26 protein-coding genes are annotated in these 23,395 nt (G+C 61.8%); 14 read left to right on the plus strand and 12 right to left on the minus strand.

What is annotated here, in order from left to right; genetic code table 11:
* Nucleotides 1-2 precede the first annotated feature (2 nt).
* From dinB to EOB36_RS00660, 3 genes are all read right to left on the minus strand, one after another.
* On the minus strand, nucleotides 3-1,244 hold the full coding sequence (gene dinB / locus EOB36_RS00645; protein WP_128284048.1) for a DNA polymerase IV: 1,242 nt from the start codon (nucleotides 1,242-1,244) through the stop codon (nucleotides 3-5).
* Nucleotides 1,245-1,581: 337 nt separating this feature from the next.
* Entirely contained in the window at nucleotides 1,582-2,040 is a 459-nt protein-coding gene (locus EOB36_RS00655; RefSeq protein WP_128284049.1) for a GNAT family N-acetyltransferase, read from the minus strand.
* Between the two features lie 82 nt (nucleotides 2,041-2,122).
* On the minus strand, nucleotides 2,123-2,491 hold the full coding sequence (locus tag EOB36_RS00660) for a hypothetical protein (RefSeq protein WP_128284050.1): 369 nt from the start codon (nucleotides 2,489-2,491) through the stop codon (nucleotides 2,123-2,125).
* 217 nt (nucleotides 2,492-2,708) lie between these two features.
* On the opposite strand from EOB36_RS00660, the gene EOB36_RS00665 reads away from it, so the two are divergent.
* Nucleotides 2,709-3,011 (plus strand): hypothetical protein, encoded by a 303-nt coding sequence (locus EOB36_RS00665; RefSeq protein ID WP_128284051.1) that lies wholly within the window; start codon nucleotides 2,709-2,711, stop codon nucleotides 3,009-3,011.
* A gap of 218 nt (nucleotides 3,012-3,229) precedes the next feature.
* Here EOB36_RS00665 and EOB36_RS00670 read toward each other — a convergent pair whose 3' ends face one another.
* Complete coding sequence (locus tag EOB36_RS00670) at nucleotides 3,230-3,934, minus strand: helix-turn-helix transcriptional regulator (protein WP_128284070.1); 705 nt, start codon at nucleotides 3,932-3,934, stop codon at nucleotides 3,230-3,232.
* Nucleotides 3,935-3,973: 39 nt separating this feature from the next.
* Between EOB36_RS00670 and EOB36_RS00675 the strand changes: the two genes are divergently transcribed.
* From EOB36_RS00675 to EOB36_RS34820, 4 genes are all read left to right on the plus strand, one after another.
* Entirely contained in the window at nucleotides 3,974-4,312 is a 339-nt protein-coding gene (locus tag EOB36_RS00675) for a hypothetical protein (protein ID WP_245467532.1), read from the plus strand.
* A gap of 213 nt (nucleotides 4,313-4,525) precedes the next feature.
* Nucleotides 4,526-5,254, plus strand: a complete 729-nt coding sequence (locus EOB36_RS00680) for a GcrA cell cycle regulator (RefSeq protein WP_128284052.1) — start codon at nucleotides 4,526-4,528, stop codon at nucleotides 5,252-5,254.
* Nucleotides 5,255-5,353: 99 nt separating this feature from the next.
* Entirely contained in the window at nucleotides 5,354-5,956 is a 603-nt protein-coding gene (locus EOB36_RS00685) for a DUF6456 domain-containing protein (protein ID WP_128284053.1), read from the plus strand.
* Nucleotides 5,957-6,153: 197 nt separating this feature from the next.
* Nucleotides 6,154-6,420 carry a DUF2285 domain-containing protein gene (locus EOB36_RS34820; protein WP_128284054.1) on the plus strand — a complete coding sequence of 89 codons (267 nt, stop codon included), beginning with the start codon at nucleotides 6,154-6,156 and terminating at the stop codon, nucleotides 6,418-6,420.
* A gap of 460 nt (nucleotides 6,421-6,880) precedes the next feature.
* Here the strand turns inward: EOB36_RS34820 and EOB36_RS35650 are convergent, their stop codons facing one another.
* Nucleotides 6,881-7,477, minus strand: coding sequence for a CatB-related O-acetyltransferase (locus tag EOB36_RS35650; RefSeq protein WP_128284055.1), 597 nt, complete (start codon nucleotides 7,475-7,477; stop codon nucleotides 6,881-6,883).
* A gap of 328 nt (nucleotides 7,478-7,805) precedes the next feature.
* On the opposite strand from EOB36_RS35650, the gene EOB36_RS35905 reads away from it, so the two are divergent.
* The 3 genes from EOB36_RS35905 (at nucleotide 7,806) to EOB36_RS00710 (ending at nucleotide 10,330) form a co-directional block, all read left to right on the plus strand.
* On the plus strand, nucleotides 7,806-7,958 hold the full coding sequence (locus EOB36_RS35905) for a hypothetical protein (RefSeq protein WP_348631780.1): 153 nt from the start codon (nucleotides 7,806-7,808) through the stop codon (nucleotides 7,956-7,958).
* 237 nt (nucleotides 7,959-8,195) lie between these two features.
* A complete protein-coding gene (locus tag EOB36_RS00705; RefSeq protein WP_245467534.1) occupies nucleotides 8,196-8,768 on the plus strand; it encodes a hypothetical protein in 573 nt (190 codons plus the stop codon).
* 197 nt (nucleotides 8,769-8,965) lie between these two features.
* A complete protein-coding gene (locus tag EOB36_RS00710) occupies nucleotides 8,966-10,330 on the plus strand; it encodes a hypothetical protein (RefSeq protein WP_128284056.1) in 1,365 nt (454 codons plus the stop codon).
* A 3-nt stretch (nucleotides 10,331-10,333) separates the two neighbouring features.
* On the opposite strand, the gene EOB36_RS00715 is transcribed toward EOB36_RS00710, so the two are convergent.
* The 4 genes from EOB36_RS00715 to efp form a co-directional block, all read right to left on the minus strand.
* Nucleotides 10,334-11,029, minus strand: a complete 696-nt coding sequence (locus tag EOB36_RS00715) for a hypothetical protein (protein WP_245467536.1) — start codon at nucleotides 11,027-11,029, stop codon at nucleotides 10,334-10,336.
* Nucleotides 11,030-11,039: 10 nt separating this feature from the next.
* The gene (locus tag EOB36_RS00720) at nucleotides 11,040-12,638 is read right to left on the minus strand and encodes an adenylosuccinate synthetase (RefSeq protein ID WP_128284057.1); all 1,599 of its coding nucleotides are present in this window, start codon (nucleotides 12,636-12,638) and stop codon (nucleotides 11,040-11,042) included.
* A 23-nt stretch (nucleotides 12,639-12,661) separates the two neighbouring features.
* Nucleotides 12,662-14,260: a DUF6119 family protein gene (locus tag EOB36_RS00725; protein ID WP_128284058.1), complete on the minus strand. Its 1,599-nt coding sequence runs from the start codon at nucleotides 14,258-14,260 to the stop codon at nucleotides 12,662-12,664.
* Nucleotides 14,261-14,541: 281 nt separating this feature from the next.
* Nucleotides 14,542-15,108: an elongation factor P gene (efp, locus tag EOB36_RS00730; protein WP_128284059.1), complete on the minus strand. Its 567-nt coding sequence runs from the start codon at nucleotides 15,106-15,108 to the stop codon at nucleotides 14,542-14,544.
* A gap of 129 nt (nucleotides 15,109-15,237) precedes the next feature.
* On the opposite strand from efp, the gene epmA reads away from it, so the two are divergent.
* On the plus strand, nucleotides 15,238-16,281 hold the full coding sequence (gene epmA, locus EOB36_RS00735; RefSeq protein WP_128284060.1) for an EF-P lysine aminoacylase EpmA: 1,044 nt from the start codon (nucleotides 15,238-15,240) through the stop codon (nucleotides 16,279-16,281).
* Between the two features lie 3 nt (nucleotides 16,282-16,284).
* Here the strand turns inward: epmA and EOB36_RS00740 are convergent, their stop codons facing one another.
* Both EOB36_RS00740 and EOB36_RS00750 read right to left on the minus strand, forming a co-directional pair.
* Nucleotides 16,285-16,653, minus strand: coding sequence for a DUF559 domain-containing protein (locus EOB36_RS00740; protein WP_128243101.1), 369 nt, complete (start codon nucleotides 16,651-16,653; stop codon nucleotides 16,285-16,287).
* A 185-nt stretch (nucleotides 16,654-16,838) separates the two neighbouring features.
* Nucleotides 16,839-17,435 carry a DUF922 domain-containing protein gene (locus EOB36_RS00750; protein ID WP_128243100.1) on the minus strand — a complete coding sequence of 199 codons (597 nt, stop codon included), beginning with the start codon at nucleotides 17,433-17,435 and terminating at the stop codon, nucleotides 16,839-16,841.
* A gap of 238 nt (nucleotides 17,436-17,673) precedes the next feature.
* On the opposite strand from EOB36_RS00750, the gene msuE reads away from it, so the two are divergent.
* The 5 genes from msuE (at nucleotide 17,674) to EOB36_RS00775 (ending at nucleotide 22,367) form a co-directional block, all read left to right on the plus strand.
* Nucleotides 17,674-18,231 carry an FMN reductase gene (gene msuE / locus EOB36_RS00755; RefSeq protein WP_127204178.1) on the plus strand — a complete coding sequence of 186 codons (558 nt, stop codon included), beginning with the start codon at nucleotides 17,674-17,676 and terminating at the stop codon, nucleotides 18,229-18,231.
* A gap of 48 nt (nucleotides 18,232-18,279) precedes the next feature.
* Nucleotides 18,280-19,644, plus strand: coding sequence for an LLM class flavin-dependent oxidoreductase (locus EOB36_RS00760; protein ID WP_128284061.1), 1,365 nt, complete (start codon nucleotides 18,280-18,282; stop codon nucleotides 19,642-19,644).
* A 25-nt stretch (nucleotides 19,645-19,669) separates the two neighbouring features.
* On the plus strand, nucleotides 19,670-20,518 hold the full coding sequence (locus EOB36_RS00765; RefSeq protein WP_128284062.1) for an ABC transporter permease: 849 nt from the start codon (nucleotides 19,670-19,672) through the stop codon (nucleotides 20,516-20,518).
* 72 nt (nucleotides 20,519-20,590) lie between these two features.
* Nucleotides 20,591-21,589: an ABC transporter substrate-binding protein gene (locus tag EOB36_RS00770; RefSeq protein WP_095482791.1), complete on the plus strand. Its 999-nt coding sequence runs from the start codon at nucleotides 20,591-20,593 to the stop codon at nucleotides 21,587-21,589.
* 16 nt (nucleotides 21,590-21,605) lie between these two features.
* Complete coding sequence (locus tag EOB36_RS00775) at nucleotides 21,606-22,367, plus strand: ABC transporter ATP-binding protein (RefSeq protein WP_128284063.1); 762 nt, start codon at nucleotides 21,606-21,608, stop codon at nucleotides 22,365-22,367.
* Between the two features lie 33 nt (nucleotides 22,368-22,400).
* Here the strand turns inward: EOB36_RS00775 and EOB36_RS00780 are convergent.
* Nucleotides 22,401-23,395 (minus strand): SGNH hydrolase domain-containing protein (locus tag EOB36_RS00780; protein WP_281035465.1); only part of this gene is annotated, 995 nt, incomplete at its 5' end.

Here is a 23,395-nt window from a genome sequence, read left to right on the forward strand (position 1 = left end):
CCTCACAATTCCTTTTCGGCCAGCTCGCGAAACGCGTCGGGAACCGATCGCGACAGTCCGAGCGCGACCGAGGCATAGCCGACCGCCTCCCAGCCGAAGCGGTCGCGGATCTTGTCGATGGCGCGGTCGGCGGTCCAGCGTGCCGCACCCTTCCTGGTGCCGGGGCGGAGGCGGTCGTCGTCGAGGTCGAGCGGCAGTTCCAGCTGCAGGCCCGGTTGCTTCTCCAGATGCGAGACGGCGATCGCCAACAGCGAGATGGTCTTTTCGTGCGGATGATCGACAAGCACCTTGCGCACCAGCGCCTCGGCGATCTCGGCCAGCATGGCGGTTGCCGAAATCGGCTGGTCGAGCGTGATCGAGCGCGTCACCGAGCGCCGATCGGCGAAGCGGACGCGGACCGTTACCGTGCGGCCGGGCCGCGATTTTGCCCGCAGCCTGGTGGCGACCCTGTCGGCCAGGTGCAGCAACGCGGGCACGAAGATTTCTGCCTCGGCCGGTTTTCTGCCGAGCGCCGACTGCGCGCCGGCCGATCGCGCCCGGCGCTGCGTCTCGAGCTTGCGCGGATCGCGATTCCAGGCCAGCGCGTTGAGCTTTTCGCCCGCCGCCGGGCCGAGCAGGCGCTCCAGCGACCAGCCGGGCGTCTTTGCCAGCTCGCCGATGGTGTTGACGCCGATGCCGGCCAGCCGCTCCCTGGTGACCGGACCGACGCCCCACATCAGCTCGACCGGCAGATCGTGCAGGAACTCCAGCTCGTGGCGCGGATCGACCACCACCAGCCCGTCGGGCTTGGCCACTTGCGAGGCGATCTTGGCCAGATGTTTGGTGCGTGCCACGCCGACCGAGATCGGCAGGCCGAGCTCGGCCCGCACGCGGCGGCGGATCGTTGTGGCGATCTCGGCCGGCGGGCCGAACAAATGGGTGCAGCCGGTGACGTCGGCAAAGGCCTCGTCGATGGAAATCCGCTCGACCACAGGCGTGAAATCGCCGAGCACTTGAATAGCCGCATCGCCCAGCCGCTGGTAATCCTTGAAATGGCCGCCGACAAAGATCAGCCCGGGGCAGAGTTCGCGCGCGCGCCGCCCCGGCATGCCGCCACGCACGCCGAAGGCCTTGGCCTCATACGACGCGGCCAGCACAACGCCGCCGCCGACGGCGATCGGCTTGCCGCGCAGGGCCGGGTCAAGCAACTGTTCGACCGAGGCATAGAAGGCGTCGAGATCCGCGTGGAGGATGTTGGCTTCCATCCGGCCCGTTCGCCCGCGGCGGTTCGAACGCCGCATTGTCTTGAGGTGGTTTCGTATGGAACATAAAGAGAACAAACAGGGCGGATTGTCAAGGAGCGTGGAGGGCAATCGCTTCGGTTTGCGCTGCCCCTCATCGCCCTACCGGGCACTTCTCCCCGTATAGGGACGGGGAGAAGGACGCCCTCGTCGATGGTTTCGCCAATCACCAATGCTGCAGGAAAGTGCCGAGGTTGCGGACAGCTCCTTCGCCCCGTCACTATACGGGGAGAAGGTGCCGGCAGGCGGATGAGGGGCGGCGCCGATTTCAAACGATCGCCCCGATGACGGGTGCTGCGCCCTACAACGCCATCTTGTAGCCAAGATGGCTGGCGGTGAAGCCGAGGCGCTCGTAGAAAGCGTGCGCTTCCCGTCGGCTCTTGTCCGTGGTGAGCTGAACGAAGCTGCAGTTGCGCGAGCGGCACGCTTCGATCGCCCATTCGATCATCTGCTTGCCGACGCCGCCGGACCGTCGGCGCCGGGCGACGCGAACGCCTTCGATCTGGCCGCGCCAGGCGCCTTTCCTCGAAATGCCCGGAATGAAGCTGAGCTGCAGCGTTCCGATGACTTGTCCGGCCTCGACGGCCACCACCAGCAGCTGGTTGGGATCGGCACCGATTGCCCGGAAGGCATCTACATAGGACGGCGCGAGCGGCGTCGACGCGTCTTCCCGGCCGGCGCCAAGCGCATCGTCGGCTAGCAATGCGACAATCGCCGGCAGATCGGGCGCTTGCGCGCGACGGAACTCAATCTCGCTCATCGAGGAGAGATTTACGGCGCGGCGTCGGCGACGGCAAGTGCCGTCCAGGCATTGGCGAGCCGATGGCTCGGCAACCTCCGGCTTACGCCGCCTGCCGTGCCCAGAGGCGATGGCCGTAGCGGCGGAAGAAGCGCGCCAGGAGCCGCTGCTGCTTGGCGCGGGCGAGATCGGCGCCGCGTCTTTCCTGGCGCCAGCGCGGCATGTTGCGATAACAGGCGATGAAGCGGGCGGCGTCCTCGAGCGCCTCCTCGGCCGACTGCGCCGGGCGCATCGCCGCCAGGAACAAGGCCTCGCCGTGCTTCAGCCGGTCGACCATCGCCTTGCGCTGGTCATGGCCCAGGCGAGCCTTGCCTATGCCGTCGAGGCGGATGGCCGCGAAGGCCGCCAGCATGGCCGGGCTGTCGCCGGTATAGCCGCAATCGCGGGCGAATTGAGCGGAGAGGGCGTCCATCCTGGTTTCCTTGGCTTTCGGCGGCCGGACGGATGTCCGGGTCCTGCTGCCCCATCCGTATCGTCCGCGGCGGTACTATTCGTCGGTATGAGATACAAGCATAACTCAAAAATAGGCACAAGTGAAACTTTTGCATGGGTTTGAGCGGAACCGACTCGACTCTTTGGGTAAAACCCATAATGTTGTGAACAAAACAGGAACGGAGGCACTAGGGGCGATGGCATTGCCGGGCAAGGAAGCGACGATCGCCGAGGTGGTCTCGATTGCGGTCGAATGTATCGATTGCGGCCGCAGCAGATGGTGGAAGCCGGCTGAGCTGAGGCGCTTCGGGGTGACTGGGCAGACGGCGCTGGCGTCCCTTTCGGGGCGGCTTCGCTGCTCGGCCTGCCGCGCGGACGGGCTGCCGGGCGCCACGGTCGTGATCCAGGCGGCGTTCATCGACGAGCAGGAGCGACGCCGCGCCGAGGCGCGGATGCTTAGCGAGCGCGAGGTTCCGCTGGAGAGATCCAGGCGGGCTTGAGTGGTGGCTTCCCCTTCTCCCCTTGTGGGAGAAGGTGGCCGAGCGAAGCTCGGTCGGATGAGGGGTGTTGGACGGATCGCTACGCCTGCCTTTGCTTCGGGAAGTGAAGTGAAAGCGGACGGATTGCCAATGCCTCATTCCGTGCAGCACCCCTCATCCGGCTCGGCGCTGGCGCGCCGATCCACCTTCTCCCACAGGGGGAGAAGGGCGCGCCCACCCTAATACCCCAGCAACTCCTTGAGCGGGATGACGCGGAAGACGGCCTTGATCGCGTAGCGGTTGAAGGTCAGCGTCTTCGGTGGATTGTACTGCTCGACGACCAGCTCGGCGGCGGTGCGCTTGATCAGCTTCTTGATGAAGGCCTTGCCGTTGCGCTCGTTTTCCTCGGGAAACATCTCGATCACCACGTGGTCGCCGGGCACGGCGTCGCGGCCGCCGCAATAGAGCATTTCGCCGGGCTCGTAACGCGGTACCATCGAGTCCGAGAGCACATGCAGCGCGAACACCTTGCGCAAATGGGCGATGCCGGGCGGGCGCTGGACGTAGCCGGCGACCTCGCCGTTGAAGGTGAAGTCGCCGTCGTCGCCGCCGACCGCGGCACCCAGAAGCTCGATGTCCATCGGGCCGGCGGGCAGGGGAGCGGCGTCGGTGACGATCTCGGCGTCGGCGACATTGTCGGCGTCGTCGAGGAGGACGACCTCGCCCCTGCCGAGCGCCACCGGGTCGACGCGCAGGAAGGCGGCGGTCTTCAAAAGGTTCTCGGTCTTGGGCAGGTTGCGGCCGGTTTCCCAATTGCCGACGGCGGCGACGTCGGTGTCGTTGTGCTCGGCAATGTGGCGCATCACCAGGCCACGCTGCTTGCGCGCCTTGCGGATCGCCGCCCCGACCTTGATCGACAATGAGGTTTTCGCCATGGCGGCCATCTGAAACATAAGAATCGATTTCGTCCATGAAAGAATGGCTTGCATTATTTTGAGAGTTATGCTTATATTCAACCCATGCACAAGCCACGTCGCCTCATCTCCCTTTCCCATCCGTCCCGGCTGTTCTCCTCCCCGGCCGGGACGACGCCCGAGGCTCACGCCTCGGACCCGGTCGCTCTGCCGTCACCGGCGGCGACCGGAACGGCCGGAGCCGTATCCCTCACGGCTCCGGCCACGAATTTCGGCGCGTGCCATGCCGGCGTTTCGTGCATCCGCACCGAGGACGGCACGGTCATCGCCTTCGACCGGCAAACGGGCAGGGCGGTTTCCGGCGCCACCCGCGAGGCGGCCGAGGCGAAGTTTTATCGCCGGAGGTGATCGTCCTTCTCCCCGTTCACGGGGAGAAGGTGCCGGCAGGCGGATGAGGGGCGGCACCATCGCCGGGCTGCTCGGGCAATGCCGGCAAGGCCTGGGAGAGGCAATCGGCGACGTCGCGCTGCCCCTCACCTGCCTGCCGGCATCCTCTCCCCGTGAACGGGGAGAGGGACGCAGCTTCGGCATCTACGCAACCCTTTCAAACGGATCGACATCATGCCCGCGTACACCGACACGGAATTGCAAAGCATCGCCCGCTGGCTGAAGGACGGATTGTCCGCCGCCAGGATCGCCGACCGGCTGAGCGCGCTGCGCGGCGGCCCGGCCTCGCGCAACGCGATCATCGGCGTGGTCCACCGCAACGCCGACTTGCGCGCCATTGGTTTTGCCAATCCTCAGGGCAGGTCCGGCGGCCGGCCCAGAAAAAACCCGGCAAAGCTCGTCAGGCCGGGCAAATCCGCAGAGCCGGTCGGATCGCCTGGGCAAGCAAAGCTGCCTGGGCAAGCGAAGCTGCCTGGGCAAGCAGAGCTGCCTGGGCAAGCGAAGCTGCCCGTGCAAGGGAGGCTGGCAAAACAAAGCGGGCCTGCGAGGCATGTGACGCCGGCCAGGCTGGCGCCGCCGGTCTGGCTGCCGCAGCGCCAGTTCGTGCACGAGATCCACGGGCCCGATAGCGAGGCCGTCAAGGTGCCGGCGCCGCACCCCACTGCCGTAGGGCGCCAGAAGCATGTCGCGGCCATGCGCTTCATCGACTGCCTGTTCAACCGCTGCCGCGCGCCGCTCGATCTGACGCTGGACGAAGACCCCGAAAACGTCGCGCCGGGCAGCCGGCCGGGACTGGACATGCTGTGCTGCGGCCTGCGCACGCGGCCGCTGAAAAGCTACTGCGCCTATCACGCGGCGCGCTTCTGCGACCACCGCCGCACGGTTCTGGCGGATGCGGCGTGAGCTGATCGCCGAACGGACGGCAATCTGAGTTCCTCGCCCTACGAGGTGAGGAGAGGAACCAGGTTCTGCGAAGACAGCAAATGAAACGAGGAGCCACCGATGAGCAGGAAGACCGCCCAGAAGGCTAAACCCAAGCTGCCCAAACTAGCCAAGGGCGAGGCCGAGCAGGTGCGCATTCGCAAGGAGGTCGGCCATGATTTCGCGCTGAAGGACGACGCCTTCGGCCGCAAACGGCTCGCAGTCGGCACGCTGGAGGCGAGGCGTGTCTATGAGGTTTCCAACGACGGCCCGCCCGGCGGCATTGTGCGGGTGCGCAATGTCGACCCGCTGACCGGCATCACCTCGCTGTCGCGCCAGCAGCGCGAGGCGGGCATGCGCTACCGCGAGGATTTTCGCGTCTCGGCACAGGACGGCGTCAAGCCGACGGCGCTGACCGAGCGCGTCGATGGCGGGCGCATCGGCGGCGGCGTTGCCGACCGCATCCTGTCCGCCGGCCGCGCCTATGCCGACGCCACCAGGGCGCTTTCGCATTGGGAGGTTTCGGGCGTGGTGCAAAAAGTCTGCTGCCATGGCGAAACGGTGAAGAGCCTGGCCAAACAGAACGCCGAGCCGCGGGATGTTGTGGCGAAGCTGCTCAAGGTCGGGCTGGATTTGTTGGCGGTGCATTACGGGATGATGCTGATGCGGAGGCCGCGTGGGTAGCAGGCAACTGGCGTGATGCTCGCGTCGGTCATCAAGACGCCGTCGATCACCGGGAGCGGCCTGAACTTTGCCGCCCGAGGGGACGCCGAGTGCGGAGGGCGGGCGAGGCAGCGAACCTCGATCCGCCCGCGTCCTCCAATTGAAGGGCGCAGGCTTCTCCATAGCCTGTTACGGTGCGCCATTGCTGGTAGATCGCAATGTTAAAGCCGCAGCTAGACCCTCATTTCGCAGACGTCGCGCCGACGTCTTCGGCGCTGACCGGCTATGACGAGGACCATATGCTTACTTATATCCGGCTGCTCGATGCGTCGGCGGACGGGGCCGATTGGCGTGAGGTCGCCCGCATCGTTCTGCACATTGACCCGGAGCAAGAGCCAGAACGGGCATTCCGGGCCTGGGCGACGCATCTGGCGCGTGCCCGCTGGATAACTCGGAATGAGGCTTCGCGCCAATCAGCACGATAGGGCGTGGATGACGCCCTGACATTTTCCATGGAACTGCCGTCCCGGTCTGCCCGTTTAGATAGGAAATCAACATGGGAAAGCGTCCGATGAACTCTTGGCAAATCAACACTTTAGAGGCGTGCTGCCTGCTTGCTGTTCCGGTGTCGCTTATCCTTACGGTTCTGGTGGCGGGTCTCATCCTTGGCTGAATACCGGTATTTGGCAGCTGTTAATTCCGGCTATTCTGCCAGGCACCTAAGCCTGCCGCGACCTCGTCATATCGGATGCGCATTGCCTGGTTCGGTAGGCGGTCGCAGCGCCGTGAAGAGGCTTGCCGCACCCAAACGGGTTCGTCCCCTCTACGAAGGCATTTGAAGGCAGATCAGCCCAGCTGTTGCGAAATCTACCTAGCGCTCCAAACCATACGCAGCACCCGCACAACCTCTGGGTTCGGCCGAGCGTCGAGCCTTCGCAGTCAAGTTTACACCCGCCTTGAATTTTGGTGGGCCGCATAGTGCTTGGCGAAAACCTCGGCGGACAGGTCGAAGGCGGCGCGCTCCTTTTTTAGCCGCGCCATGGGCCAGTTCCACCACTGGATTTCAAGCAGTGCAGCAATCGTCTCGTCGGAGAACCGGCGCTTGATCACCTTGGCTGGGTTGCCGCCGACAAGCGTGTATGGCGCAACGTCCCTGGTCACGACGCTGCCGGCGGCAATAACTGCTCCGTCGCCGATGATCACGCCTGAAAGGATGATCGCGCGGGCTCCGATCCAGACGTCATTGCCGACCAGGATCGGGCCTTTCGAAACAAGGTACTCCAGGTTCTTTTTCTGCCGGAAAATCCGCGACTGAAAAGGAAAAGTTGAAGCCGTTTCCGTTCGGTGGTCAGTCTGGCACAGAAAGAGTGTCCCTGGTCCGATAGAACAAAATGCGCCTATCTCGACTGGCGATTCCGCCGTGCAATTGAGGAATGTCCTGCCGTGGACACCATAGGTTCCGCGTCCGATTTTAGCGTGGCGCGGGATCGCTGCGGGATCATCTTTCAGTCCCAGCCAAATCCGCAGTTTCTTGAAAGCCATCCCGGTTTACCGCCTGGATTCGGTAAGCCTGCAATCGACACCACCGTATCGATCCGCGCGACTGCCTTAAATGTCATTCCTCAAGCCCCTGCTAAGGGGTGGAGCATTGCTCAAGAGAGGGCATTTCGCAAGTGCGCTATGGCCGCGCGACGGATCGGGCACCCCCACTAGAGCGAGGATTTCCGCGTCTCGCAGCAGGACGGCGCCAGGTCGATGGCGCTGACCGAGCGCGTCGACGGCGGCCGCAAACGGCGCTGTCACTGACCGCATCCTCTCAGCCGACCGCGCCCACGCTGCCCGGGCGCTGGCGCACTGGGAGGTGGCGAACGTGGTGCACAAGGTGTGCTGCCATGGCGAAACGGTGAAGAGCCTGGCCGAGCAGACAGGAGAGACGCGGGAAGTGGTGGTGAAGCTGCTGAAGGTCGGGCTGGATCTGCTGGCGGTGCATTACGGGGTGATGCTGGGGCGGCGGGTGGGGTGAGGGCGTCGAGCGCCCATCCTAAATGCCATCCTCGCTCAAAGGCGACCAGCAGCAACCCTCACTAGAGACTATGACAAAAAAATAGTGCAAAGCCGGAGCTATGGCTATCAATTCGCTCGCCAGTCTACAATTAGTGGTCGAATCCTTGATGATAACAATTGGTAGGGTCGCGTGGGTGGCTGTTGAGAGTGTCTTCAAAAGAACTAGAATATTTGCCCTGGGCTTCAAAGCGGGTCTATGACGATGCCAAAGCACTCAGTGGTCGCAGTCAAAACAGCTGTAGGCCCGACGATCATGCTCCGCAGCGGTGCAATACTGGACTTTTTAGATCCATGGAGCAGCGAATTCACGATCGACGACATCGCCCACGGCCTCTCACTCATATGTCGCTATTCCGGTCAGTGCGATCGCTTTTATTCGGTAGCTGAACATTGTGTCCACGTTAGCGAGGTTGCAAAGGATCACGCCTATGCGGCCCTGATGCATGACGCGGCAGAAGCTTTCGTTGGTGACGTAACTCGACCATTGAAACAATTACTACCTGCTTACAAAGCTATCGAGTCTGACGTCGAAATCGCCATCTGCAACCGCTTTTACGTGCCTTATCCCATCCCGGATGCAGTCAAGAAGGCGGACTTGCGCGTTCTAGCTGCAGAACAGGCGCAGATCATGCCTGCTGGCGCTGATGGATGGGCTCAAGCAGCAGGCGTGATCCCCGCGGAAATAACCGTGAAGTCCTACCCACCGTCGGAGGCGAAGGCAATTTTTCTACAGCGTTTCGAGCGGCTTCGCGGTGCGCAAGGTAACTGAGCTGCGCGCTCTTTCGTTCGATATATCAATGGCATAGTTGCAACCGGTCGCGCGATGAAAATTGCGGCCGCCATTGTTGTCCACAGGCGACAGCATTCTTTGGATTGCGGCCGTTTTGCGGATGCGTAGACCGTGTTTCACACGTTATACTTCCGCAGCCCGCAAGGCGGGCTGCGGATCGTTAGAAGGAAATTTCTATGAGTTTGCGCAAGGACCAGTCGCTCGACAAACTGGCCCGAACAGGCAACGTTGCACAATTTGTCAGCTTCGCACCACTTGCTGATGGTAGCCTACGTCAGCAGTATTCCCGCGTCACAGGTTTTGCCCCAAATCACGATTTCGGCTCGCTAGCGTCAGCACTGAAGGTGCTGCTGCGCTACAGCGTTGACGGTACGATCAATCTCCGTAGTTACGCGCCCGATAGCCCTCGCAGCAGGGAATTTGTCTATGGAATAGCTCGACTGGAGGATGCCGTCGCCGCTGCTGAGCGTCTCGCTGGTGAAGGGCTATTCGTCATCGCCAATGAAACTGTGGACATCAATGATGGGGGTGTCTCCGGCGTGATCCAGGGAAACATCATCGAGTTCGCGCCGGACGACACGCCGCGCTGTGTAGAGAAACCTGGTGTAGCCTCGCTACCGCGCGCATGGGGTCTAGCTCTATTGAAGACGGTTTATGGCTTTCGCCCAGACACTGAGACGCCGGATGACAGCCGACTGGAGTTCAGTATTCACCCGAAGCCGCGTGGTTGGAAGCGCAGCCACACACTTGCATGGGAATACGAAGAGACCGAGGACAATTATCCCTCGCCAACCTTTGCGTGGCCCAACCGGTTTAGTCGCCATATTGGTGACAAAGCGTTTGGTCTGTTGATCGCTGATTACCTAGGTCTGCCCGTTCCGAAAACTACTGTCTTCGGTCGACGAGTCGCTCCCTTTGCGTTCGGCCGGCCAACCGGCAGTCTAGAAGTTTGGATACGCACTTGTCCGCACGAACCAGATCCCGGTCGCTATACCACGCGGAAGGGATGGACTGATCCCTTCAAGCTTATGGCGGTAGAGGATCGTGACCACGATGCTATTGCTTCGGTGCTTTGCCAAGCTGCGGTGCCTGCTCTGTATTCTGGCGCTTCAATCGTAACAATTGACCACGAATTGCTTATTGAGGGTCGCTCAGGCGAGGGCGATGGCCTGATGCTTGGAAAAGATCGTCCTGAGGATTTGCCACCTGCGATACTGGGGGACGTGGAAAAAGCCTTTCAACGTCTCTCTAAAGAACTTGGACCTGTACGCTTCGAGTGGGTGCACGACGGCCAACTGCTCTGGATTGTTCAACTGCACCGGGGCGAAACACAAACTTCGTCGACAGTCCTAGTACCAGGGGATGCTGCCCAGTGGCGCTCCTTTAGCGCCAGCGACGGCCTAGAAGCACTACGCGCCTTTTTGACCGAATTACCTACCGATGCTGGAGTGACAATCAACGGTGACATCGGATTGACCAGCCACCTCGCGGACCTCATTCGGAAGGCCCAGCGACCGGCGCGCCTGATGTCCGATGCCTGAGTTCTAAAGTTCGGGTCCATCGTGTGGATCAGTACCGGGGCGCCGCCAGATCTGCACAGGTTGGATATTATGTATTCTATGAACGGCGATCACATGCTTGGCGATGTCGGAAACACCGCCGGTGACAATAAGCTCGACCAATGCATCAGCCTTGGGTCTGGTCTTGCGTCGCTCTGCGTAGGGATAGTCGGAGATCGGCAAGAATGTTTTGTTGCCACGAGGGCGCGCACCCATGATAGTCGATCCGCTATTGATTGGGCTAAGCAGGATCTTATCGCGATGCGCCGCGACTAAAGTAGCTGTCTCGATCGTTAGCACCGTTTGTGGCTGGCTGCGATAAGCTTTTGCGTTCAGCAGGCGCCATAGGCGTACGGGCGACAGCCAAAAAAAGGTCTTCGCATTAAGGATTTCGTACCATTGCGTTGGGGTCAAATTGTCTTCGAGACACTTGGCCAAGGGGCCTTCCCATAAAGGTTTTTGATCGCGGACGACAACATCCGGTAAGCCCTGGCAGCCGATAGTAACGGACTGTGGGCGGCGCTGCGATTCAATCGCCTGCCGTTGAGCTCCGTTAATCTGGTAGAGATTCAACAGGGCTGTTGTGCTTAACAGCCCATGCTTTTCGATTGAGGGCCAACTTCCATCCTCCGCCATATGGAAGAGGCGCGGATAGAAGGTGATGAGGTCAGTTTCCTTCACGCGAGTCCTTTCAGCGCCAAGTGCGACGATCAATCATAACAGCGAAGCGACCAAAATCCTTGGCAATGAGTGAGACATGGGCATTGGTGACACGTTCGACCTCAGCAATAAACTTACGAGTCTCCTCTGTTAGTTGATCAAAGCGTTGGGCTTTCCGATTTTCAACACTGATGTAATCAGCGAAGGTCAACGCAATGTCCGTGACGCCATTGATGGAAGCGGCACGGCGAACCTGTTCCCAATCGAATTCGGCGATGCGTCGGGGTTTTCCAGAAACAGTACCAACCTCAGTCGCCTTAAGTTCGGCCTCAGGGATGCCGCTGCGATCCGCGATCGTCTTTAGCTCGATCTCGCCCATCATATCTCCTGATGTGCCGCCGACCCGAATAGGGTAAGTGCGCATCACCATAATCACCTTGCGTACTCGGGTTGGTGCAATGCCTGCATCGGCGAGACAGCCAGAGGCAGTTGTCTCACGTGACGTGACATGGGGATATTGGCCATGATGTATGCTTAAGTCGGTCCCCTGAGTGCCCTCAAGCAGAACGCGCTGGCCAGCTGCATAAGCTCTCTCCAACACAGTCTTTGTGCAGCGAATGAAGGGCCGAAGTTCATCAACGTTGCGTGCAAGCCTTACCGTGCTTCCCCAATGGGCTTCACCGTCGCGCCCAAGAATTTTGCGCGCTGTGGCAACACCGACGCCTTTCTTGGTGGAGCCGATCACCTCCATGGTTTTCTCTTCTTGCTGGCGATCGGTTTGCTCTATGATCATGGCTTGAGGATCGATTGCCAGCCGCTCCGGTGTGAGGTCGAGATCTTTGATCTCCTTCAGCACTTGCTCGACCGAGAGTGTCGCGCCGGCGCCAATAACAATCGTCGCTTTCAGGTTCGATAGGGTGCCCGATGGCAGCTGGATGTAGTCATACTTCGGAAACGCGACTTTGTGACCAGCGTTGGGGCCACCGACCCGCATTAGCACCTGATAGTCATTGGCGATATGGGCGCAGATGTTGCCCTTGCCTTCGCTGCCATACTGGGCGCCGACTAACACATCGACGAGGCGCTCGGGCTCCATCGGAAACAAGCCCAGGCCAGCTGTTGCCCTGGCTAAAAGTGAAGAAGGATCACACCGGTTGGTTTCGGCGACGATATCCGCGATGGCAGCAAGCTTCTCGATATATTGTTCCGTGCCGTGTTTCCGGGCTTCGTCGTAAGTCGCATATTCATTGAGGCTGGAATCGCGCTCTTTGTAGCGCTGGCGCAGAATTTCCAAAGGTGCCGTCAGATGAACATGAACCACGCGTGTTCCGAAGGCATCGCGGAAATGGAAGACTTGGCGCTCCGTCCTGACCGCATCAATGAGCCACAAAGCGCTATCGGCATCCGTTCCGACCTGATCACGAAAACCGTCCAATACCCATTTGCCATCTGTGGATTTGTCGAGCTCAAGACCAAGAGCAATTAGCTGATCCCGATCGTCCGAATTCTCAATTGCTTTTAGAAACTTTCGCGTGGAAAGGCGCTTTGCCTGAAATCGGTTTTGGAACGCATCGGTCAGGGCCGTCTTGCCTGCTGCAATAGGACCAGAAAGTAGAAAGATGTAGCTCATTGAAACGGCTCCCCCCGCATTGGCTATGCAACTACGTTCGGCCCAACCCATGCAATAGCGACGCGATAGCTCATGCGCCGCAGCTGACGGTGGACGCTTGCAAGTGCGACCTTGCTGAAAAATGGAAGCGTTGCGTTTCCCTCGTGGAGAAAAACGTACACGATTTCATAGTGAGCCGGATCCGGGCGCGCCGCTGGGATTAGATCAGCCAATTCAGGCGCAGCTTCTCGTATCTGCGTACGTAGAGCGGGATAGTCCAGGAAGGCCTCTGCCGATACGTGACCCTGAAGAAAAAGGTGGCTAAGTGCGGACGATTTACTCCGACGTTTGACGTGAATAAGCTGGCGCGTGTTGCTCAACAGATCGCAAAATTCGACGCGGCCGCGTTCGCCTTCGAAGGAGATAAGTTCCTTATCGTAAAGGTGGAGGTCGTCACGGTCTACAACTGCCCGGGTATTGTAAGCGCCTTCCTTTTCCCCCGGCTGATATGGAGGAAGCCCGAGGTTCGCCGCAGGAATCTCCGCAATAGAGGTATTTATATCCGCAACAAAATCGGCCCTGACGGCGTACCATTCCTCCGCAGCTAGGATGTATAACATATTTTCGAAATTGATTTCTGCTGATATACACTTGAAGACGGGCCATCTGTCAAAGAATGGCCCTCCATCTGCAGCAGTTCTTACCTTGTCAGCCTTGAGGTTAGCTAGCGTAAGTGGAGAATTCTCGTCGAACAGATCAAGGTATTCATCTAATCGCAATTCATCGAAACCGTCGTGGCCTCTGGGCATCCCAGAGAACCTGAATCGATCAATGTCTTGATATTCGACGATTTCGGGCGGCGCGAGGTGGATACCGTCGAGTTGGCCAGACCGGAGCTTCTCCACAAGAATGTGATCAAGGCTCTCGATCCGTATGCGGTCTCTTACTGGCGTAATCTTACCGTACCAAGGGAAAAGCTCCTGATACGCCGTGTCACCGAACGAAGTCACTATCTGAAGTGCCTTAGCGCCGATCTGGTTGTAGTCGGTCTCGCAACTCAGCTTAAGGCCGTCTGCACCGGTAAGGGTGCCGCCGAAATCAATTTCACTCGACTTGCCGGTTATCGCCTGCAAAATGATGTGGTTAGTGTCGAGCCCGAAATCGAATATTTCGCCGGTCCTGCTGTTCTGGGACCGAGTCTGGATGGTCGCGTCCTCTGGCTTGCGGGTATCTATGCTCTTGATGCGTTCCCGACCAAGACGGTTAAGTGCCACTTTCAGGCCAAATTGACTCTCCAACGCCTCGGGTCGAAGATCTTGAAAGCCCATTCCGAAGCAAACCGCCAGCCAACGGCTTTCCGGCTCGCCGCCTTCCTCGTTCTCTGCCGGAGGAAGCGTGACTTGAACGAACAAGATAGCCGCTGCTTGCCCCCCATATAGCCCTTCAAACTGTGGCCGATCCTCCGGGTTGAAAAATGAGATCCACGCGGGAGCCGAGCTATAGGCCTGCCCAGCGAAAAGCCGCTTGCTTTCTGGATTTTCGACCAACGGCTTCTCTTCGAGCCGATGATTTTCTTTTAAAGAATCAGCCGGATCAACGATCTGAATCTTCAAAAGCCGAAACGAAAACGATCTCTTAGCCATAGTGATCGCCTCCCCCCGAGCCGACCGGCTAACTTACATTTAGATTATTATGAACGGCAATACGGGTTTGTAAAATATTACTTGGCCCAGTGCATGGCAGCTGCACTGCGGATCGCTTCAGATTTTAGGCTAAGAAGCAGAACTCTTTGATTAGTCAGCGACGCCTAGAGGTCACGGCGTGGATCCCAGGGTCTGCGCGACGTCGCTTCGCTCCTGCTCCGCCCTGGGATGACGAAGCGCGTGTCGTTCCAGCCAATCTCCAGCGCGGACGATTGGGCCTCTCAATCCTTCGCCCGCTCCACATACGCGCCATCCGCCGTCATCACCACCACGCGGGTGCCGGCGCTGATATGGGGCGGCACCAGCGTGCGCACGCCGTTGGACAGCGTTGCCGGCTTGTAGGAGGAGGATGCCGTCTGGCCCTTGGTCACCGGCTCGGTCTCGACCACCTCGAAAGCGGCGCGCTGCGGCAGCACCAGCGAGATGGCGATGCCATTATACTGCGAGACCTGCACCGCCATGCCTTCCGTGAGATAGGGCGCCATCTCGCCGACCACGCTTTCCGACACCGCGACCTGGTCGTAGCTTTCCGGGTTCATGAAGTGGAAGCCCTCGCCGTCGCGATAGAGGAAGGTGTGCTCGCGCTCCTCGACATAGGCGCGCTCGACCTGCTCGGTGGTGCGGTAGCGCTCCGAGACTTTCACCCCATCGGAGATGCGGCGCATGTCGAGCTGGGTCACCGGTGTGCCCTTGCCCGGGTGGATGTTTTCGGCAAAGAGGATCACATAGAGCTTGCCGTCCTTTTCGACGACATTGCCTTTGCGTAGGGAACTGGCGATGACCTTCACGGGCTTTATTCCTAAGAGCGTTGACTGGCCTGGAAGCGCCGACCGGCGCAAATCGGCTGCGGGAGCCGTCCGGTGCGGACTAGCGCATCTTGGCTGCAATCGCCAGTCCTCGATGCAAATCCGCCTGTCATGACCGCCGCCTCGCCCTGGTGGACGCCCGATGTCCACACCGACCGCCGGCCGCGGCTGCTCCAGCGCAATGCCATCACTGCGGCCCTGCGCGACTGGTTTGCCCGTCGCGATTTCATCGAGGTCGAGACAGCGGCGCTGCAGGTCTCGCCAGGCAACGAGGCGCATTTGTCGGCCTTCGCCACCGAGGCGATCGGCCCGGACGGGCAGCGCCAGCCGCTCTATTTGCACACATCGCCGGAATTCGCCTGCAAGAAGCTGCTCGCCGCCGGCGAGAAGCGCATCTTCAGCCTGAGTGCCGTCTATCGCAACCGCGAGCGCGGCCCGCTACACCATCCGTCCTTCACCATGCTCGAATGGTACCGGGTTGATGAGACCTATGAGAGCCTGATGGAGGATTGTGCCGGGCTTGTCGCGCTGGCCGCCGAGCGCGCCGGCGCAAAACGCTTCTCCTTTCGCGGCCGCGAGACCGATCCGTTCGCCGAGCCGGAACGGTTAAGCGTCGCCGAGGCTTTTTCGCGCCATGCCGGCATCGACCTGCTAGCCACGGTCGCCGCCGACGGCAGCACCGACCGCGAAGCGCTGCACGCGGCTCTGGTCCAGGCGGGCTTGCGCACCGCGTCCGACGACAATTGGGCCGATCTGTTCAGCCGGGTGATGGTGGAAAAGATCGAGCCGACGCTGGGGCAGGGGCGCGCCACCATCCTTTACGGCTATCCGATTTCGGAGGCGGCACTCGCCCGGCCGAGCGCAGATGATGCGAGGACCGCCGAGCGCTTCGAGCTCTATTGCTGCGGCGTCGAGCTGGCCAACGCGTTCGGCGAGCTGACCGACGCCGCCGAGCAGCGCCGGCGCTTCACCATCGAGATGGACGAGAAGGAGCGCGTTTATGGTGAACGCTATCCGATCGACGAGGATTTCCTCGCGGCGCTTGATATCATGCCGCAGGCAAGCGGCGCCGCGCTCGGCTTCGACCGGCTGGTGATGCTGGCAACTGGGGCGCTGCGGGTCGAGGATGTGATGTGGACGCCGGTGGCGGAGTGAGAGTCAGCGCCTGTCCGCGCCGGCCTCGATGACTATGTGCTGGCAGACATTATCGAGGTCACGAATGACGTCGTCGTTCCAGAAGCGCAGGATGGTCCAGCCCAGCGCTTCAAGCTTTGCCGTTCTCGCGGCATCCGGCGCCGAGGCCTCGGCCTGGGCATGCTGGGAACCATCTAGTTCGACGATCAGCTTTCTGCCCGGGCAAGCAAAATCGACGATGTAGCCAGCGATGGGCATTTGGCGCCGAAACGCCAGTCCCATGAGGCGATGCGCTCTGATCTCGTTCCAGAGTTTCAGTTCGGCATCCGTCATGACTTTACGCATCTTGCGCGCATTGCGGCGGTTGATTGGCGGCACAGGATAGTGGCTCATCGCCGCCGACCCCCCTCTGCCCTGCCGGGCATCTCCCCCTCAAGGGGGGAGATTACGCCTTCGCATCGCTCCGGCCTCAATCGCGGATGTTGAAGGACGAGGTGCGGCGTTGCGGTCAGCCGATCTCCCCCCTTGAGGGGGAGATGCCCGGCAGGGCAGAGGGGGGTGCTTCGCTCCATCCTCTCCTACCGCCCCATCAGCAAATTCACGATGAGCTGCTGCAGATTGCCGCGCGGGGCGAATTCTACCCGGTCGAAATCGCGGCTTGCCTGCCGCTGCGCCTGGGAGAGTTCGGCAAGCCGCCGGGTCATTTCGGTCCTGATCTTTTTGCAGCCGGGATCGTCGGGGACGGACAGGCCGATGGTGGCCGTCTCGATCTTGCGGACCATGTCGACGATGATGTCGCCATGCACCTTTTCGTGGGCGGCGAGGCCAGCGGCAAAAACGTCCCAGCTCTTCTGCACGGCGGCCGGCACCGGCCCGGACGTTTTGGGCAAGGTGTAGGTTATGATGAGCTTCGGCCGCGCCGATACCAGCACGCAGGCATTGCCTTGTCGCTGATAATCCCTGACCCAGGTCAGCTTGAAATTGGTGTAGGCCATGGCACGGACCTTGCCTTTGCCGATCATCGGCCCCCGCTCGCCCATCGAGGCATGGAGCTGGGGACCGGTCTGTCCTGAAACGGCGTAGGTCTCGACCGTCTCAATCGGCTTCCATCCCGCCTGCGCCGGCGATGCCAACAAACAGGCCAGGAGCAGAGACGTCAGAACGGCTGTTTTCATGCGAATCCCCCGGGGCGATGCCTTTGGTGCGCTTGATCATCAACGCGTGGCCGGAATGCGGTCAAGGCGCCCTTGCCCTAAACCTCGGCGTCCGCATTGCGCGTCGAATGAACCAATCAACGGCGATGTGCCGCAAACTCAATCCGCTTGGCGGGCTCGTTTTGAAATCTTCTCGCTCATTTAATTCTATAAACTCAGTAGAGTTACTACACACAAGCCGTTTTGCGAGGAGACCGAAATGCCGAAGAAACTGGTGGTGGGGCTGTCGGGCAACCTGACCCGTCCGTCGAAGACCAAGGCATTCATCAGCCACATCGTCGCGGAGGTGTCGAGCAGCACCGGTGCAGCCTCGACCGTTTTCGACATCGAGGATCTCGGCCAATCCTTCCCGCTGGCAAGGCGCATCGGCGATCTGGATCCGCTGGCCAGGAGCATCGTCGAGCGATTGCTGGGTGCCGATGTCCTGGTGGTTGGCTCGCCGACTTTCAAAGGCAGCTACACCGGGCTTTTCAAGCATTTCTTCGACCTGCTCGACCCGTCGTCCCTGAGGGGAAAACCGGTCATCCTCGCTGCAACTGGCGGCGGCGATCGTCATTCGCTGGTTGTCGAGCATCAGCTGCGGCCGCTGTTCGGTTTCTTCGAGGCACTGACCCTGCCGACCGCGATCTACGCCTCCGACAAGGACTTCGCCGACGGCGTGCTGGTCTCCGAAGCCATCCATTCTCGCGTCAGGCAAGCGGTCGCCGAAGCATGCCGGGTGGCCGGAACGCCACGCAGCGTCGGTCTTGCCGCCTGAACACCGGTCAGCCGATTCCCTTTCCGCACAGCACAGAAGGAACCCGCAATGACCAGACCCAGCAAGTCCAGACAGATCAAGCTTGGTGCCTTCCTGCCCGGTGGCGGACAGCATATCGCAGCCTGGCGCCATCCTGAGGCGCCGGCCGACGGCGCGACGAATTTCGAGTTCCACAGGCAGCTCGCGCTGACCGCCGAACGCGGCCTGTTCGACGCCTATTTCCTCGCCGACAATCTGACCGTTGGCCTCGGCGCCCGCGAAGGCGGCAATGCCAAGATCGCCGGGTTCGAGCCGGTGACGCTGTTCGCCGCATTGGCGCCGCTCACCACGCATCTGGGCTTCATCGCCACCGCCTCCACCACCTATGAGGAGCCTTATACGCTCGCCCGCAAATTCGCCTCGCTCGATCTTCTGTCGAATGGCCGGGCCGGCTGGAACGTCGTGACCTCGGCAGGCGACGACACCGCGCGCAATTTCAACCGCGACGCCCAGCCGAACCACGCCGAGCGCTATGCCCGCGCGCATGAGCATGTCGAGACGGTCAAGGCGCTGTGGGACAGCTGGGAAGACGACGCCTTCATCCGCGACAAGAAGTCGGGCCGCTTCTACGACAAGGACAAGCTTCACGACATCGACCACAAGGGCCAGCATTTCAGCGTCAAAGGCCCGCTCAATGTGCCGCGCCCGGTGCAAGGGCACCCGGTGGTGGTGCAGGCCGGGCAGTCGGAGGACGGCCGCAAGCTCGCCGCCCAATCGGCTGAGGTGATCTTCACGGCTCATCAGAACCTGGCCTCGGCGCAAGAATTCTATCGCGACATCAAGGCGCGCGTGGCGGCTGCCGGCCGCGATCCCGGACAGGTGCTGATCATGCCGGGCGTGGCACCGTTCGTTGGCCGCACCGAAGACGAAGCCCGCGCCAAGTACGAGCAGCTGAACGAGCTGATCCTGCCCGAGGACGGCGTCGCCCTGCTCAACGGGCTGGCGGGCCAAACGCTCGACATCAGCGGTTACCCGCTCGACGGACCGCTGCCGCCGAGCAAGGAAACCGAAGGCATGAAGAGCCGCCAGGCGCTGATCCGCCAGATTGCCGACGAGCACAACTTCACCATCCACCAGCTCTACCAGTGGGTGGCAACGGCCCGCGGCCACTATACCGTCATCGGCAGCGCGGTGCAGGTTGCCGATCAGCTGGAGGAATGGTTCGGCAACGAGGCCGCCGACGGCTTCAATATCCTACCGCCATGGCTGCCTGGCGCGCTTGATGACTTTGTCGACCTGGTGATTCCCGAGCTGCAGCGCCGCGGCCTGTTCCGCACCGCCTATGAAGGCAGGACGCTGCGCGAGAATCTCGGCCTCAGGCGGCCGGAAAACCCTTGGACCGCCGCCCGCTCGAAGGTGCTGGCCGCCGAATAAATTCTTTTAAGCAAAGGGCAAGACGATGAGTCTGCAACACATCGAGCAGCCGGTCACGATCGCTGCACATGACGGCAGAACCAGCCTTGGCGCCGATTTTCCGCGCCTGGCCAACCGGACTGTCGTCCGCTTCCTGTCCCGATACGGCATCCTGATCGCCTTCCTCGCGATCTGGCAGGTCTCGAGCCGCGCGGGATGGGTCAACGCCGCTGTGCTGCCGCCGATCGACACGATCGTCACCGCATTGTGGAACGGCCTGGCCGGCGGCACCTTGCTTGGCGACATCGCCATCAGCCTGCAGCGCGCCGGCCTCGCCTTCGCGGCGGCCGTGGCGGTCGCTATCCCGCTCGGCCTGTTCATGGGCCAGGTGCGCACCGTCGAAACCGCGCTTGACCCGATCCTGCAGGTTTTCCGGCAGACCTCGGCGCTGGCGCTCTACCCGGTGTTCATCCTGCTGCTCGGGCTGGGGGAGGCATCAAAGGTCTTCGTCATCTTCTGGGCGACGCTGTTTCCGCTGCTGCTCAACACCATCAGCGGCGTCAAGCAAGTCGATCCGAAACTGCTCGAGATGGCCCGGGTCTACGGCGCCGCGCGGCTCACCGTGTTTCGCCGTGTCGTGCTTCCAGGGGCCGTCCCGTCGATCTTCGTGGGCTTAAGGCTGAGTGCGACCACGGCGCTCTTGTTGCTGATCGCCTCCGAAATGATCGGCGCCAACAAGGGCATCGGCTTCCAGGTGATGAACGCGCAGTACAACTTCCAGATCCCGCTGATGTTTGCGGCGATCGTCATCCTCGCCGGGCTCGGCCTGATCGCCAACCAGGCCCTGGTCAGCCTGCAGCGGCGGCTCTGCCGCTGGAGCGATCCCATCGACTGACCAGCTCTCACCATCTCTCCAACAGGCCATCCTCTCCAACAGGCCAACCTCTCCAACAAGAAAGACCGGACCATGCCAATCACTCGCCGTTCCCTGCTTGCCGGCGCTCCCTTTGCCGCCGGCATCATCGCCGCCGGCCTGCCTCGCTTTGCCGCTGCGCAAGCCGCGCCGGTCACGTTGCGCTACCTTGCCAGCCGCGGCAGCATCTCGCCGCATGAGCTGGCGGACGAGCTCGGCTATTTCAAGGATTTCGGCGTCAAGCTGGAGAATGTCGGCTACTCCGGCGGCGGCCCGGAATCGCTGTTCGCGCTCGCCTCCGGCAGCGTCGATCTCGGCTCGGCCGCAACCGCTGCGGTGATCAATTCGATCTCCGGTGGCAACGACTTCGTCGCCGCCTATCCAAGCAACGGCATCAACAGCCAAGTGCGCAGCGTCTTCTACGTGCTGGAAGACAGTCCGATCAAATCGATTGCCGACATCACCGGCAAGACCATTGCGGTCAACACGCTCGGCGCCCATCTCGACTATACCGTGCGCGAGGCGCTGCACGGCGCCGGCCTGCCGCCGGATGCCGCCAACCTCGTCGTGGTGCCCGGGCCACAGCTTGAACAGACCTTGCGGTCGCGCCAGGTCGATATCGCGGCACTCGGCTATTGGCAGGCGACGTTTGCCGGCGCCCTTGTCGACAATGGCGGCGTGCGCGGCGTGTTCAACGACACCGATGTGCTGGGCGAACTGGCCGGCGGCTTCATCGTCCTGCGGCGCGACTTCATCACGGCGCATCCGGAGGGGGCCCGCAATTTCGTCGAGCAGTCGGCGCGCGCCGCCGACTGGTCGCGCCAGAACCCGGACGAGGCGCGCAAGGTGCTTGCGGACATCCTCGACAAGCGCGGCGAAAATGGCGCGCTGGCACGCTACTGGACCGGCTTCGGCCTGCGCGAAGGGGCGAAGGCTGACGATCGTGACATCGACTTCTGGGTCAGCGTGCTCGAGCGCGACGGCCGCCTGCCCAAGGGCAAGCTGAAAGCCGCTGACATCCTCTACCGGCGCGGCGAAACGAAAACCAACTGACCGGGAGACGGGCGCCATGGCCAGCAAAAGCGGCGGCGAGGTCACCATACGCGACCTTTCCAAATCCTTCACCCTCAGTGGGCGCCCTCTTGCCGTGCTGAGGGCGCTCAACCTCGATATCCGCTCCGGTGAATGTCTCGTCATCGTCGGCGCCAGCGGATCGGGCAAGACCACGCTGCTGCGCATTCTTGCCGGGCTGGAGGCAGCAGACAGCGGCGGGGTCGCGATCGACGGCAAGCCGGTCCATGGCGTCGGCGCCGAGCGCGCGGTCATCTTCCAGGAACCGCGCCTGCTGCCCTGGCTGACAGTGCTCGGCAACGTCGCCTTTGGCCTCGAAGTGCGGGGCGTGCCCAAGGCGGAGGCCGAGGACAAGGCCCGCTTCTATATCGCGCTCGTCGGCCTGGCCGAATTCAGCGATGCCTATCCCCGGCAGCTTTCGGGCGGCATGGCGCAGCGCGTCGGCATCGCCCGGGCCTTGACCGTGCAGCCTGAAATCCTGCTGCTCGACGAGCCGCTAGGCGCGCTCGACGCCATGACCAAGATCGGCATGCAAGAGGAGCTGGCGCGCATCTGGAGCGAGGAGAACGTCACCATGGTCATGGTCACTCATGATCTGGAGGAAGCGATCTATCTTGCGGACAGGGTGCTGATCCTGCCCAGGGAGAAAGGCGGCACGGCACGGCTGGTCGAGGTTGAGCTGCCGCGCCCCCGCGATCGCAGCGAAAGCCGGTTCGTGCGCTATCGCGAAGAACTGCTGCGTGAGTTTGGCCTGCACTGAGACGAGGGGTGAAAGGCGCGTCTTGCGCCGCCCCTATTTCTCCGCCGCCACCTTCGAGAACAGCGCGCGCTCGACCGGCGGCTCCAGCGTTTGCGCAAAGGGCGTCGCCATGTGGTGGCGGTCGCGGTAGGCCAGCTTGCCGTCGATGAAGACATGGCAGGTCTTGGCGTCGCAGAACCGGTCGGTCATATCGATATAGGTCGCGTTGGGAATGGCGCGCACGATATCGCGCTCCACCGCGGCCACGGCGTCGTTGGCGGCGTCGCTTCGCGGCGCGTCACATACCGATGGCGCCTGTCCGCGCCACAGCGCGCGGGCCACGCAGGTGTCGACGAACATGCCGTTGAACGGCACATCGCGGATGAAGGCGACCTTCAGCCCGGCTTGGCTGAAGGCCTCCAGCGTTGAGCGCAGACCGGCCTGCCAGTCCTGATCCTGGGTGTCGGGCACCTTCGCGTCGGGCGACAGTTTGCGCGAGCTCGTCAGCGATATCTCCGAGATCACCACCAGGCTCGGGCGCAGCGCGATGATCTCCTTGATCGATTGCTCGCGCCATTGATCGCACTCGGTGTAGTCGCGCTTCAGCTTCGAGCTCCAGACCGTCAGCCGCGAGGCCCGGCAGGCGGATTTGAGCCAGGTGACGACCTTGTAGTTGTTCTTCTTCGCCGCCTCGATCAGCGGCGTCGACCAGTGGTCGGCATGCGAATCGCCGAACAGCGCGATCGAGTGCTCGGCGTTCTTGGCGCCGAACTCGCAGGCCTTCGGCGTGACTGTCTCGTAGTCGAGAATGCAGCCCACCTTGGCGCGCGCAGTGGAAGGCTGTGCGGCAGTTTCGGCAATGATGCGTTGTGAGGGGTCGAGATCGTGCACGGCAAGGCGCGCATTGGCATAGGTCGCCACCACGCTGGCGCCGGTCAGCATTGCGGCGGGGACAAGCGCGCGCGCCGCGTTCGCCATCAGCCAGCCGTTGCGGCGGATCGGGTTCTCGATGAAATTATAGGTGAAGATCGAGAGCGCCAGCGTCAATG

It is taken from the genome of Mesorhizobium sp. M6A.T.Cr.TU.017.01.1.1 (genome assembly GCF_004023115.1).
GTDB lineage: Bacteria > Pseudomonadota > Alphaproteobacteria > Rhizobiales > Rhizobiaceae > Mesorhizobium > Mesorhizobium mediterraneum.